Origin of the sequence: Salinivibrio proteolyticus (assembly GCF_027286365.1) — a bacterium.
Taxonomy (GTDB): Bacteria; Pseudomonadota; Gammaproteobacteria; order Enterobacterales; family Vibrionaceae; genus Salinivibrio; species Salinivibrio proteolyticus.
In genome coordinates this window covers 1982631-1996619 of sequence record NZ_CP114584.1, presented here as the reverse complement: position 1 = coordinate 1996619, position 13989 = coordinate 1982631, and the positions used below count along the sequence as shown (strand labels likewise).

The window sequence follows — 13989 nt, the reverse complement described above, 5'->3', positions numbered from 1 at the left end:
TAAAATAAGTCAATATGATTATAGGAAATCTGAAATTTATTTGGTCTTTACCCCGTGTTTACAAACGCTTGATTAGTATTTTTATCGATACTCTACTAATTATTGGATGTTTGTTTGGTGCGTTAGTTGTTCGATTAGGTGAACTGCCCGTCGCGTTACCAAACAATATGGTCTTAGTAGCCATTGGTACGGTGGGTGTTACAATTGTTGCCTTTTATCATTTAGGCTTGTATCGCGCGGTGCTGAGGTATCTTACTTTTCATGCGCTACTTGTGGTAGCGATAGGCGCATTTATTTCTGCAGTCACAGTCGCAACGTTATCTTTCTATTCACAAGCGGCTATTCCTCGCACTGTTCCCTTTATCTATTTTACCTTTTTAGTGCTCGTATGTGGCAGCGCTCGTCTTGCCGTTCGTCAGCTAATTGTGCAAACGCAAAAAGACAGACAATTTGATAAAGTAGTTATCTATGGGGCTGGAGAAACAGGCCGCCAGCTAGCTAATGCTTTGCGTAGTTCAAGCCAATACCAAGTTAAAGCTTTTGTTGACAACAACCCGGCCTTGGCGAGAACGGTGGTGCAGGGGATAAGTGTTTATCCCGCGACGTCTGTCGAAAGTGTGGTCACGCGTTTTAATGCTGACAAGATTCTGCTAGCTATGCCGCGAGCAACCCGTACAGAACGTAAAGAGATTATCGATAGCTTGATTCATTTACCTGTGAAAGTACTTACGGTGCCTGATTTTGACGATATTGTGGAAGGAAAAGCGTCTGTTGATCAACTTAAAGATGTTGCGATTGATGACTTGCTTGGGCGTGAGCAGGTAGCGCCGGAGCCCACGCTTATGGGAGCGAATACGTCTGGTAAAGTAGTCATGGTCACCGGCGCGGGAGGCTCAATTGGTAGTGAGCTGTGTCGCCAAATACTCGCGCAATCACCCAAAACGTTAGTGCTTCTCGAACTGTCAGAATACTGCTTGTATCAAATTGACAAAGAGTTAAATCAACTGACTAAACAGTTAAACGTTGCGACGCAAATAGTTCCTCTGTTGGGCTCGGTACAAAGGCCAAACCGATTAACTACCATCATGAAAGCATTTGACGTTCAAACGGTCTACCACGCGGCGGCGTATAAACACGTTCCCTTGGTTGAATACAATGTGATCGAAGGGGTTCGTAACAATGTGTTCGGAACCTACCACTGTGCAAAAGCGGCGATTGCTGCCAACGTTGAATCCTTTGTGCTAATTTCAACCGATAAAGCTGTGCGGCCTACCAATGTGATGGGGGCGACCAAACGTATGGCAGAGTTAGCCCTGCAAGCGTTGGCAAGAGAAAGCGGCCACTCTCATCAAACCCGATTCACCATGGTGCGGTTTGGTAATGTATTGGGCTCTTCAGGCTCGGTTATCCCTTTATTCAAGCGCCAAATTGCCGAGGGCGCTGCGGTCACCGTCACGCACCCCGATATTATTCGTTATTTTATGACCATCCCTGAGGCTGCACAGCTTGTGATTCAGGCAGGCGCCATGGGCAAGGGTGGCGATGTCTTTGTATTGGACATGGGTGAGCCGGTCAAAATTGTTGATTTAGCCAAAAACCTCATTCGCCTTTCCGGGCTCGAGGTAAAATCAGCGGATAATCCCAACGGCGATATCGAAATTAAATTCACCGGCTTGCGTCCAGGTGAAAAGCTGTATGAAGAGCTATTAATTGGTGACAATGTGGCAGGAACAGGCCACGAGCGTATTATGACGGCAAACGAAGTCTCGCTTTCATTAGTGGATTTTGAATCCATCATCACCCAACTTGACAGCGCCTGCCAAGCGTTTGATTACCCACGTATTCAAAAAATGCTTCAAGACGCACCGACGCAATTTTGTAAAGACCACACCCTCGGTGATTTGGTTTGGAAAGCGTCTGAAGCATCCGTTAATCCGAACGAGAAAAACGTCGTTAAGTTTGATGCGAAGACAAATTTTTGAAGAGCGGAAAGCAGGGCCTAGGTCCTAGGAACTTTATCTACAGCGCCTGTCACGATCGAAGTCAATATTTGGCTTTAATGTCGGATGGCGCGCGGCCGGCTTGGGTATTCATGACTCACATTGTGCTGGCGCTTATGCCGACCTACGCCAATGGTGGCATTGGTGTTTGTCCGACCTTGATTCGGGATATTGAATACGGAGAAGGGCGGAAAGCAGTTCCCAGGATCCTAGGCCCTAGGAACTTTATCTACAGCGCCTGTCACGATCAGCGCCAATTTTAACACCGGCGCCAAATTTGGCTTTGATGTCCGATGGCGCCGTGCAACGGGCGCGCGGCCAGTATTGAGATAATTATTGGCATTGTGCTGGCGCTTATGCCGACCTACGCCAATGGTGCCACGATCTACGCGAGATTCGGGATCTTGAATACAGGAAAGAACGGAAAGTAGTGTCTAGGACCTAGGATCCTAAGATCTTTCTAGTCTCTAGTCTCTAGTCTCTAGTCTCTAGTCTCTAGTCTCTAGTCTCTAGCTTCTGCCCTCAACGCTATGCTCGCGAATATCACCACCCCAAGAGAGAAAAACAGAATGCCGGAGTGGTGGTTAAGGTAATGTTGCGTCAGCATATAGCCAGCAATCAGGATAAGATGGCTGCGCAGCATCATGGTGGCAAAATGTTTGTCTGGCGTGTCGCCTGTGTTGTTTTTTTTGGTTGCTAACCAAGGAGCGGCCATTAGCACAATCAAGGTTAACCCGCCAATCAATCCTTTGACTTGTAGTTCTTCTAACAACTGGTTGTGGGCACGACTAAAGCGCATTACGATTGAGTCAACTTGGTGTTTGTCAACTAATGCCTGTTTTTTGTCAGTAAAGTCGGTATAGCCTGTTCCTGTGATGACGTTGTTGGTAAACAAGTGTAACGCCGTTTTCCATAACTCAAGTCTAACTCCTGAAGAGCTGCCAACACGCGGTGTAGAAGGTGTAGTCGCTGCTACTGGGGATGTTTGCGATGATGGTGTTGTATTCGCCTTTGTTGATTGACTTTTGTCTTGAGGTGACGATGCTTTTGGTTGACTAACAGGTTCCGGGTGCATTGGCGTTTCGGTCACTTGCTCGTATCTTGCCAAATCCGATAAGACCAAGCCAGCGCGGTTTAACGCAGGCACGAGGGCGGTGGCTATAATGAGCGCAATACTGGCTCCCATGGCGACATAATCGCGGCGCGAGAAAACCTTGCGATAATAAACCAGCGCCCACAAGGCGATAAAGGGCGTAATCACCCATGAGCCACGGCCGCCACTAAGTAGCGTGGCGATAAAGCCAAGGGTGATGCCTAGAAAGGCGATGGCCTTTAAGGTCGGTAACCTTCGTTGACAACTATAGATATAGGCAAAAATGCTAAAAACGCTTAAGCCGGCCGCCATGCCTGCCACTTGGATCGGCATAAATCCGCCGGTCGAAAGCGCGCGAATATCGAGTATGTAATGCTGATACAGTGCGATGCTTCCCGCTACAGACGCCCCTATACCACAGCCATATAAAATGGCTTTCAGCGAGGGGGGATACGTCAAGAGCAACGCAAAAATCAAAATGGCTAACAGCACACGGCTAGGCATATCCAGTTGCGTATAATGCCCGCCCGGCAGGGCAAAGGCGAGTGTGACCAAAAAGTAGAGCACCAATGAGCCACTAATCAGCATGGCGGGGCGTGTTTTTAGCGCCTGCCACGTACTCGGCAACATTATCAGAGCGGTGACCGCCAATAAAATCGCGCCATATTTGTACGAGTCGGGCGTGATAAGCAAGGTGGTGAAGTAAATCAAACACAATAAGCTGGTGAGCCGTTGGCGAGAAGTAAGCAGCAAGATCCTTTCCTTTATCTTTTGTCTGGTTTTGGTGTATCGCTTTGATTTTGGTATATCGCATGGTGCGGAAATGCGTTTGCATTATACATAGATGTTTGATGGATGCACGATTTTTGGCGGCCCTGTCGCTTGCACCAAGTGAGTGTACTGTAAGATAATCTTAGCTCGGCGCGCATCTCATGATGTGGATTAATAACAAAGGATTAATGATGAAAGTGTTAGTTACCGGTGTGGCGCGGTTTATGGGTAATGTGGTGGCGTGATATAAAGAATACGATCAAATGTAAACGCTTAAGTATGGGACATAGCTTGTGAATCACATAAACGCATCAACTTATTTTTGGGGATAACTAGCATGGCAGATTCAATGCCAACACTCGCGGTGGCGCTGATTGTAAAGAATGAAGATCAGCACTTACAAGCGTGCTTAGAGACCGTTGTTGATTGGGTCGATGAAATTGTGATCCTTGATTCAGGCAGTACCGATAACACGGAACAGATCGCTCGCCGTTTTACCGATAAATTTTTTGTTAATTGTGATTGGCAAGGTTTTGGTCCTCAGCGACGCCTAGCTCAGCAATATGTGGCCGCCGATTACGTATTGTGGCTGGATGCCGATGAACGCATTACTCCAAAGCTAAAGCGCTCTATTCAACAAGCGGTGCAAGCCAATGAAAAACAGGTACTCTACAGTATTTGCCGTTTAAGCTGGGTTTTTGGGCGATACATTCGTCACTGCGGCTGGTATCCTGATCGTGTTGTCCGTCTGTATCCCACCGCATTGACGCGCTATGATGAATCACTTGTGCATGAAAAGGTCATTATTCAGCCGGGCATGGAAGTAAAGTACTTGCAAGGTGATGCGATTCATTACACCTATACTGATATTCATCATTACTTGGTTAAGTCTGCTGGCTATGCGAAAGCATGGGCGGAGCAACGGGAAAAGCGCGGTAAAAAAAGCAGCATCAGCCAAGGTATTTTGCATGCACTGGGCTGTTTTCTTAAAATGTATGTTATTAAAGCTGGCTTTTTAGACGGAAAACAAGGTTTCTTACTTTCACTGCTATCAGCGCATTCAACCTTTGTTAAATACGCTGATTTATGGGTTAGAACCCAAACTGAACCATCCAAGGATTAAGCTCGACAAGCACCTGAGCAATATCGATTCGGCTCATGTCCGCTTGAGCCTGTTTTGGTCCTGATGGTGGTGGAGTAAACGCGATATGACGGCCTGATGAATTTAAAGGCTGCCAACGTAATGGGGTTGATGAGCGTTTGGCGGGATAAAAACCAACCGTGGGCACATCCAAAGTAGCGGCAAGATGCAACGGCCCTGTCGACCCTGCAATAAATAGATCTGCACAGGCAATCGAGCGCGTAAAATCCACCAGTCCATCATTTTTATCGTAAAGAGCTGGGTGGATTCCCTCTTGCTCAAGCAAAGCTTTCAACGCCGCCGCTTTCGCCTCTTCTCCTGGTCCAGCCGTCAGAACTACCTCTTTGTCTCCTTGAATGCCGCACAGTAGCTGAGCATATTGCGCAAGAGAAAGGTTATTCGCTGAACCCCCGCTGCCCGCATGAACAAATAACCACGGCTGATTAATGTTCAAGCTCAACTGCTCAGAGAGTTTCTGCTTCTGCTTGGCGAGCAATGCTGGCTCAAATTGTAAATACGGCGCTTGAGGTTCAATGATCGGTTGGCCAATGTCCTGCAAAAAAGTCCGAATCAAATCGAGATTGTATTGATACTCAGGTTTCGCGGATTGAGAACGCTGTTGCTTAAGCCGTTTATTATAAAAAATCTGCGCTAACTTTGTTGCAGGCGCGAGGCGATAGGGTATTCCCGCTTTCCACACTAAAAGCGCGTTGTAAGTGGTTGAGAAAAGATTAATCGAGGCATCAAACTGATGGGCTTTTATCGCTTGTAAACACTGTTTTTTTTGCTCAGGAGAGCCATTTTTCGTTGGATCAATCAACACTTCATCAATCCATGGACAGAGTTTGGCCAGCTCCTCTGTATAACGTGGCACTAATGCTGTTATATGGCAATTTGGCATCGCCGTTTTTAACATCGCAAAACTTGGCCAAGCGAGCATAAAGTCGCCAATCTTATCATTGCGAATTACCAATATTTTTTTCATATCCTCTCTTCTCACAAGCTCGATTGCGCGTTGTATCATACCGAGTTCAATAGGTTATTGTATAGAGCGTCAATTACCCTGGCCGGTCAGTTGGCGGAGGTCAGTTGGCGGGACAGGCACTTTAGTCTGAATACGGAGTACGGGAAAGAGACGAGACACTGCGCTTCTAGAGACTAGAAACTAGACAGCGCAGATCGTGCTCGCATCGGGTTCTTGCTTTTTCTGTACTCTGTATTCCGTCATCGGTATTCGGGATCTTGGATACGGAGCGCTTCGCTTACGGAGTACGGGAAAGAGCGAAAAGCAGTGCCTGTCACGATCAGCACCAATTTTAACACCGGCGCTAACTTTGGCTTTGATGTCGGATGGCGCGCGGCCGGCTTGGGTATTCATGATTTACATTGTGCTGGCGCTTATGCCGACCTACGCCAATGGTGCCATTGGTGCTTGTCCGATCTACGCGAGATTCGGGATCTTGAATACAGAGCGCTTCGCTTACAGAATACCGAAAAGAGCAGCTGGTGCTCGCATTGAGGCTCTACGCTCTTTCCGTATTCCGTATTCCGTATTCCGTTTCCTAGGATCTAGGACCCTAGGATCTTTCTAGTCTCTAGTCTCTAGTCTCTAGTCTCTAGTCTCTAGTCTCTAGTCTCTAGCCTCTAGCCTCTAGCCTCTTCATACCCATTTGGGTTCATTGATTGCCAACGCCAGGTATCCGCTACCATGGTTTGCAAAGACCGTTGTGCGCGCCAACCTAGAACAGATTCTGCATAGGCAGGGTCCGCCCAACATTCGGCAATGTCGCCGGCACGACGAGGCATGATCTCGTAAGGAATGGGACGATCTGCAGCGGCTTCAAAAGCATGCACCATTTCCAACACGCTGTTACCTTGGCCAGTACCCAGATTAAAAATATGCGTGCCCGCCTGATGCGTCATCCTATCCAATGCCGCTAAATGCCCGTCGGCTAAGTCCACCACATGAATATAATCACGTACGCCGGTGCCATCAGGTGTATCGTAATCGTTACCAAACACGCCCAATTTCTCGCGCCGGCCGACGGCGACTTGCGCAACGAACGGCAACAGATTATTCGGTGTGCCTTGTGGATCTTCGCCCAACAGGCCAGATTCATGCGCGCCGACGGGGTTAAAATAGCGCAGCAAGGTCACACTCCACTCAGGGTTAGCGGCTTGGAAATCCCGTAAACATTCTTCGACCATGAGCTTACTACGGCCATAAGGGTTGGTGGCGGAGGTAGGAAAGTCTTCACGGATGGGCACAGACGCGGGATCGCCATAAACGGTAGCGGATGAGCTGAAGATCAGTGACTTCACGTTAGCTTGCTGCATTGCTGCGACCAAGTTCAGCGTACCTGACACATTATTATCATAATACTTCAGCGGCAGTGCGACGGATTCTCCCACTGCTTTTAAGCCAGCGAAATGGATCACGCTATCAATTTGGTGCGCGGCGAACACTGAATCTAAAAAGGCACGATCGCGAATATCACCTTCAAGAAAGAGTGGGCGCTTACCGGCTACGCGCTCAATGCGATCGAGCACCAAGGGCTTACTGTTCGATAAATTATCTACCACAATCGGCGTATGGCCGGCGGCGAGTAATTGAATGCACGTATGGCTGCCAATATAGCCAGTGCCACCTGTGACGAGAACGTTCATAATGCTTGCCTAGTTTCTTGTTCAGGCGCAAGAGTTTAGCAGGCGAAAAACGAATAAACTAGCCAAGCAGAAAGATTTACCTCAGTAATATCTCTCTGCTTATTGTGTTAGTACTGTCACTAAGGCTGAGAATCCAGCAATGTCATCTCTGTCACATGCTCATTGTGGGCAATATCTTGTTCAACGGGTAAAGCCAAGGGGCTCAGCCCGCCATAGCGTGCAGCTTTGGTTTCAAGCCATGCATGAATATAGTTAATCGAAACAAAAATCGTCATTCGCGCCAAATCTAACCGCTCACCGTTATCGAGCGTGGTTTTCTCTGGGTGTGCAAACCCAACTAAAATTCCCACCAACTCGCCATTGCTGTTAAAGGCACCGCCACCACTCATGCCGCCGCGTACTGGCGCATCGGTAATGCTCGAAGGGCAATTTTCCACTTCTTTAAAGCCCGAGATCATTAAATCCATATAATAGTGGCCGCTCGCGTTAAGCACATTCCCCGCACTTGATTTACCATACACCTCTATTGCATCACCTTGATAAACTAACCCGAGTGGTGGCAGCGCTAAGCCTCGATTATCGGCCTCGATCAATGCGACATCGCATCGCGGATGCACCGCGATCACTTTATCGCGAGAAAAGTCGGCAACATGCGCCGCAGTGAGACTCAATGTTGGTGTAATCGGCACGCTGGTACCGAATTTACCACGCGCTAGCAGGGAAGAAGGTTTGACCATGTCAATCGGAGGATGGGTGGTAACTACGCGGTGATCGCCATTCGATACCGTACAACCCGCCATCCATATAGATAGATTTAATATACCGAATGCCATACCTAATTTTTTCCACAACACGAGGCGGACAAGGGACATAGGCCCTCCTTACTCTTAACCACTGCTTAAAGGTCAAGCCCCGATGCGCATCAAACGGCTTACATACATTAATAATAGATAAATAACTTAATAACGCTTCAAAAATAAGACAGGCAGGAGAAAGGAGCAGTAACTTACTAAAAAAGATAAAAAATTTTAATAGAAAAAAATGAAACAAAGATTAGAAAAAGGTGATGTATATCACGATATATAGACAGGAGTATGAAAAGCCATTCAGTCGAAATGATGAGATGAGCATGAAACTAGATAGTGTCAGCGAATAGCTAGAATTGTCAGTGGTAAGTAAGCCTTTGTTTAATATATGAACATAAAGCAAAATCAGTACATAAAATAACCGCCATATTCTTTCAACCGAAGCAAAAATGTGTAGAATACCGCAGGCATTTTTTCCACCGTGCTAGGCATCATTTTGCCAGCATTGTGAGATCACAAACAAAACGACTCAAAAAACATACAAAATCTGTGATCACCGCGCAATGGGGAGCGATACCTCCGGGCGGTAGCGTGTCTATTTACCACGGTTAAGTCCAATAACTCTCTTTTACAGCTAGGTAACCCAAGGAAAAATAAATGAAAATTGCAGTTGCAGGCACCGGCTATGTGGGCCTTTCTAACGCGATGCTGCTCGCCCAACATTTTGATGTGGTCGCGCTCGATATTAATGAAGAAAAAATAACGCAGCTCAACCAAAAGCAATCCCCTATTGTTGATGCGGAAATCGAAGACTTTCTGGCCAAAAAATCACTGCGCTTTACTGCTACCTTAGATAAACATCAAGCCTACCAAGACGCTGATTTTGTTATCATCGCCACGCCAACTGACTACGACCCAGAAACCAACTACTTTAATACCCGCTCTGTCGAGGCGGTGATTCGTGATGTAATGGCCATTAACCCGCAAGCGACTATGGTGATTAAATCGACTGTGCCTGTGGGTTATACCAAACAGATCAAAAAAGAGATGGGAAGCGATAATATCCTTTTCTCGCCTGAGTTCTTGCGTGAGGGCAAAGCCCTATACGATAACCTGCATCCTTCGCGCATTATTGTGGGTGAGCAAAGTGAGCGCGCAAAGACTTTTGCTAGCCTCTTGCTCGAAGGCGCGCTGAAAAAGGACGTGCCGGTACTCTTTACCGACTCGACCGAAGCGGAAGCCGTTAAGCTGTTCTCTAATACCTACCTTGCTATGCGCGTTGCCTACTTTAACGAGCTTGATAGCTACGCTGAAACCCACGGTTTGAATACTCGCCAAATTATCGAAGGGGTAGGGCTAGACCCACGCATTGGCAACCACTACAACAACCCATCGTTTGGTTATGGCGGTTACTGCTTGCCAAAAGACACCCGCCAACTGCTTGCCAACTACAACGACGTGCCAAACAACTTGATTAAAGCTATTGTTGACGCCAACACTACCCGCAAAGATTTTGTCGCCAACGCCATTTTGCGTCGTGAGCCAAAAACGGTGGGCATATACCGGTTAATCATGAAGGCGGGCTCAGACAACTTCCGTGCTTCATCCATTCAAGGGATTATGAAGCGCCTTAAGGCTAAAGGCGTTGAAGTGATTGTGTACGAGCCAGTCTTAAAAGAAGACACCTTCTTTAACTCAGAAGTCACTCACGACCTTGAAGCGTTTAAACAACGTGCTGATGTGATTGTCGCCAACCGCATGGTTGATGAAATCCGCGATAGCGCCGAAAAAGTCTATACGCGTGATTTGTTTGGGACGGATTAATACGCTGTTATCCTTAATTTAGGTTCGAGTAGTGTTTTTTATTGTTTTATAATAAGGGTTTGTTTCTAAAAATAAAACATTCTTTAGAGTCTGTATTAAGTTTAGATGATAGTGAGTGTGATGTGAAAATTTATCTAGCGAAGATATAAATAATCACGTCACAAAGTGATTTTTACGTCTCTGTAAATTTAAATGCGAAAATAAGATATACAATAATTATGCTTGATAATGCTAATAATAAATATATTAAAGCAATAGTCCAAACTGGCTTGTATGGAGTATTGACTAGATTTTTAGTTCAGGGGGCTCAATTAATTATCGTTCCAATTATGATAAAAACTTATGGAATGGACTACTTTGGACTGATTGCGACACTTATTGCATTTACTACAGCATCATCTATTGCAGGTTTTGGGATTAGCAAAGGGATGGTAAATAGGATTCCACTGAAAATCGCTGCAGGCTCTAATGTGGTAGACTACATCCGTCAAAATGTTTTCCTATCAATATATATTTCTATAATTATTTTTCCTGTCGTATATTATATTATTTCTTATTTCTATAGTAATGAATTAAGTACCATGAAAATGGTCGGAGAAATAATAACGATATTTTGTATCTCATTTTCGCTTTCAGTAGTAATAAATACACTATCCGACGTGTATCGCGGACTAGGAAAACAAGTCTATGTTAACCAAGTCCAATTTTCATCATCATTAATATCAATGATTTTTACTTTTTCTATCTTGTTCCTAGAGTTAGATGTGATTTACTATGCTATATCTTCGATGATACTTCCTAACTTTATTACAGCAATATACTATATTAGACGTCAAACTGGACTGAAGCATGTCTTTAATAGCTTTACTCTAAGTTTGTCGAAGTTAGAATACACAATAAAGAATTTTCAGTTTTTCATGTTGGCTATGGTTCAGTTTCTAATGACTAATGTAGGATTAGTCATTGTTTCAAGGTTTAATGGAACTGAGTCAGCAGGGGTATACAATGTTATAAATAAGTTCAATCTTATATCTATTGCTATATTTTCAGCATTTACCGCCTCTCTTTGGCCTGTTATAAGTGAGATTAAATCAAAAAATGGTAACATATCAGTAATATTAAAAAAAGGTAAACAAAGCACATTTATATATGCACTAATCTCATTTTTCGGGATGTCTTTTATAGTGCCAAACATAATATATTATGTTATGAGCATAGATCTTAATCAGCCTTTTTATATATACGTTTTGTTCGCTACACAAAATGTTGGGGTGATTGTAAGTTCATATTTAATACCGCTATTTAATTCTTTCGAGTTATTAAAGGTACAGATAGTATTCGGTATATTGTCAGTGGTGGTGAACTTGACATTAAGCGTTATATTAGTTGATGCATATGGACTGTCTGGTGTTCTAATCGCTTCAATAATATCACATTATTTTCTGGTCGTTTTACCGTTTTATTTTATTTACAAGAGAAAGATTGATGTGGGTTACTCGTAAACTAAAACTATTGAATAAAAAGTCCGAAAACGAATATATAAAAAATATTGGTTTTAGAGATTTTAATCAGAAGTCAATTTTGGTTTGTTATCTCTCCGATTGCTTTTCTAATGATATTTCAAAATTTAAAAATAATTCTAACAGACATGAATGCTTAATAATTGTCTCAGCCCTTGTCGATTTAGGGTATTCAGTGGATATTATTTACTGCAATTCTACTCTTGAAGTAGAAAAGAAATATGATGTAATTTTGGGGTTTGGTCGTTCATTTAGACAAGCATGTTTAAATAACCCCGAAGCAAAAAAAATATTGTACTTAACTGAAGCTCATCCATTAATCTCTATAGAAAATGAGATGAAGCGGATAGATAGATTTAATAAAAGTTATCTAAATAAAAAGAAAGTAAGTTTGGAACGAAGTGGGCAGTATTACCAAGAGAGTGATTTTGATCTTGCAAATGATATTATATGCATGGGGGAGAAAAATAAATATTTTCTAGTTCATAAATACCCTGATAAAAATATCTATGAGTTATGTCCTACTGGTATTGATATTGAGTTTCAACGTGTCGAATCACAATTAAATGTTTCGAACAGCAATAATTATTTATGGTTTGGTTCTAGAGGCATAATTCACAAAGGTTTAGATGTTCTTTTCGAAGTCTTTGATAAAAAAACAAACATGAAACTTTTTGTCGCAGGTGTTGACTCTCGAGAGCTTAAGAAAGTGTTTCGCTATATCCCACCAAATGTTGAAGTGTTGGGAGTAATTGATCCCCTGAGTGATAAATTTATAGAAATTGCTAAACATTGTAATTATATGATATTACCTTCAGCGTCTGAAGGAATGTCTACGGCCGCGATTACGTGTATGAAGGCTGGATTATTTCCTATACTTTCAGATTCCTGTGGTAGTAATTTTGATGATAATGCTATTATTCTTCCAGAATGCAATATTAATAATATCGAAAAAATAATCGATCAACTATCATGCAGGAAAGTCAGCCTCCGAGAAAAGAAAATTCTTAGTAGGTACGCTAATGCTAAGTTTAACAGATATGCATTTCGTGAGTCTTTCTTGAAAATTTTTGAAGTGATTAGTAACCCAAAACTTAAAGATTACGATTGAATGAAGAATAAGATGAGAGTACTGATTTCTGATTTTTATAATCATGTTAACTGTATGAATAGTGCTGTCCAGCTCTATAGTAAGTTTGGCGATATTGATTTGCATGCTCCAAAAGGTTGTGATGGATATCACGATATAAATACCTTAACTAGTTATAGCCTCATTTTTTATTTTGATCTTATAATTAAAGCGATAAGATATGAAAAGGTGGTAATTTTAACTGGTCCTGAACATCTTAAAGGACTAAGAGGTTTAATATACGCTATTTCATTTTATATCTTTGCTTATATTCATAAACGAAAGCTCATTTTGAACATAAGAACTGTTGATTCTTACGTAAGAAGAAAAGGAATTTATAAACTTCTTAAGGCTGCATCTAACAATATGGGCTTGTTGACTTTTGAATCAGATGCGTGCAAAAAAGAGTATTGTACTCAAAATAAATGTAAGAATGCTTTAGTTACATACATCTATTATCCTTCAGTTGAAAGAGTAACGTTCCTTCCTGGTTGCGAAACTACGATAGGCTTGCTTGGTATGGTAAACTCAAAAAAACGAGATTATAAAATCGTATATGATGCGCTTAATTATATTTTATATAATAAGGGTATCAAGTTTACTGTCTATGCAATAGGCGCATACAGGGAAAAAGATTGTATATTCGAATCATTAAAAGAAGTCTGCAATTTAGTATATGTAGAGCATTTTTTGTCTGAAAATGAAATGTTAGAAATGGTTAAGAACTGTGGATTTTTCATTAGCCCAAATAAGGCAGAGATGAGGTACGGTTATTCGAAAGGTACAGGAGCATTCGGAGATGCAATTAAGTACAATAGGAAGCTAATAGTACCTTCTTTTACTGATCCAATAAAAGAGTTTTCGTCTTTCTCGAGCTATTATAATAATGTAAATGAACTTGTTTCGAGCATTCTTTCAAATTATAAGAAACAAGATGATAATAGTGTCTTTGAGAAATATGAGCTTGCAGAAATCCAAAAAAGATTATCTGGGCTAATTGTTAAGGGTTGAAAATGTTCGATGTGTACAGGTTTGTTC

10 protein-coding genes are annotated in these 13989 nt (G+C 43.0%); 6 read left to right on the top strand and 4 right to left on the bottom strand.

The window, feature by feature from the left end:
* Positions 1-20 precede the first annotated feature (20 nt).
* Positions 21-1982 (top strand): nucleoside-diphosphate sugar epimerase/dehydratase, encoded by a 1962-nt coding sequence (locus N7E60_RS09510; RefSeq protein ID WP_269598573.1) that lies wholly within the window; start codon positions 21-23, stop codon positions 1980-1982.
* A gap of 520 nt (positions 1983-2502) precedes the next feature.
* On the opposite strand, the gene N7E60_RS09505 is transcribed toward N7E60_RS09510, so the two are convergent.
* Complete coding sequence (locus tag N7E60_RS09505; RefSeq protein ID WP_269597322.1) at positions 2503-3846, bottom strand: O-antigen ligase family protein; 1344 nt, start codon at positions 3844-3846, stop codon at positions 2503-2505.
* 355 nt (positions 3847-4201) lie between these two features.
* Between N7E60_RS09505 and N7E60_RS09500 the strand changes: the two genes are divergently transcribed.
* Positions 4202-4987, top strand: coding sequence for a glycosyltransferase family 2 protein (locus tag N7E60_RS09500; protein ID WP_269597321.1), 786 nt, complete (start codon positions 4202-4204; stop codon positions 4985-4987).
* On the opposite strand, the gene N7E60_RS09495 is transcribed toward N7E60_RS09500, so the two are convergent.
* From N7E60_RS09495 to N7E60_RS09485, 3 genes are all read right to left on the bottom strand, one after another.
* Positions 4956-5990, bottom strand: a complete 1035-nt coding sequence (locus N7E60_RS09495) for a glycosyltransferase family 9 protein (protein WP_102505142.1) — start codon at positions 5988-5990, stop codon at positions 4956-4958. The two genes, N7E60_RS09500 and N7E60_RS09495, sit on opposite strands and share 32 nt — an antisense overlap.
* A gap of 659 nt (positions 5991-6649) precedes the next feature.
* Positions 6650-7672 (bottom strand): UDP-glucose 4-epimerase GalE, encoded by a 1023-nt coding sequence (galE, locus tag N7E60_RS09490; RefSeq protein ID WP_269597319.1) that lies wholly within the window; start codon positions 7670-7672, stop codon positions 6650-6652.
* A gap of 119 nt (positions 7673-7791) precedes the next feature.
* Positions 7792-8544: a S1 family peptidase gene (locus N7E60_RS09485; RefSeq protein ID WP_269597318.1), complete on the bottom strand. Its 753-nt coding sequence runs from the start codon at positions 8542-8544 to the stop codon at positions 7792-7794.
* A gap of 591 nt (positions 8545-9135) precedes the next feature.
* Here N7E60_RS09485 and N7E60_RS09480 point away from each other — a divergent pair.
* The 4 genes from N7E60_RS09480 to N7E60_RS09465 all read left to right on the top strand — a co-directional run bounded on the left by N7E60_RS09480 (position 9136) and on the right by N7E60_RS09465 (position 13962).
* Positions 9136-10302 (top strand): nucleotide sugar dehydrogenase, encoded by a 1167-nt coding sequence (locus tag N7E60_RS09480; protein WP_269597317.1) that lies wholly within the window; start codon positions 9136-9138, stop codon positions 10300-10302.
* 218 nt (positions 10303-10520) lie between these two features.
* Complete coding sequence (locus N7E60_RS09475) at positions 10521-11804, top strand: oligosaccharide flippase family protein (RefSeq protein WP_269597316.1); 1284 nt, start codon at positions 10521-10523, stop codon at positions 11802-11804.
* Positions 11788-12933 (top strand): glycosyltransferase, encoded by a 1146-nt coding sequence (locus N7E60_RS09470; protein ID WP_269597315.1) that lies wholly within the window; start codon positions 11788-11790, stop codon positions 12931-12933. Before N7E60_RS09475 ends, N7E60_RS09470 begins: the two co-directional genes overlap by 17 nt.
* A 12-nt stretch (positions 12934-12945) precedes the next feature.
* A complete protein-coding gene (locus N7E60_RS09465; protein ID WP_269597314.1) occupies positions 12946-13962 on the top strand; it encodes a hypothetical protein in 1017 nt (338 codons plus the stop codon).
* The last annotated feature ends 27 nt before the right edge of the window (positions 13963-13989 follow it).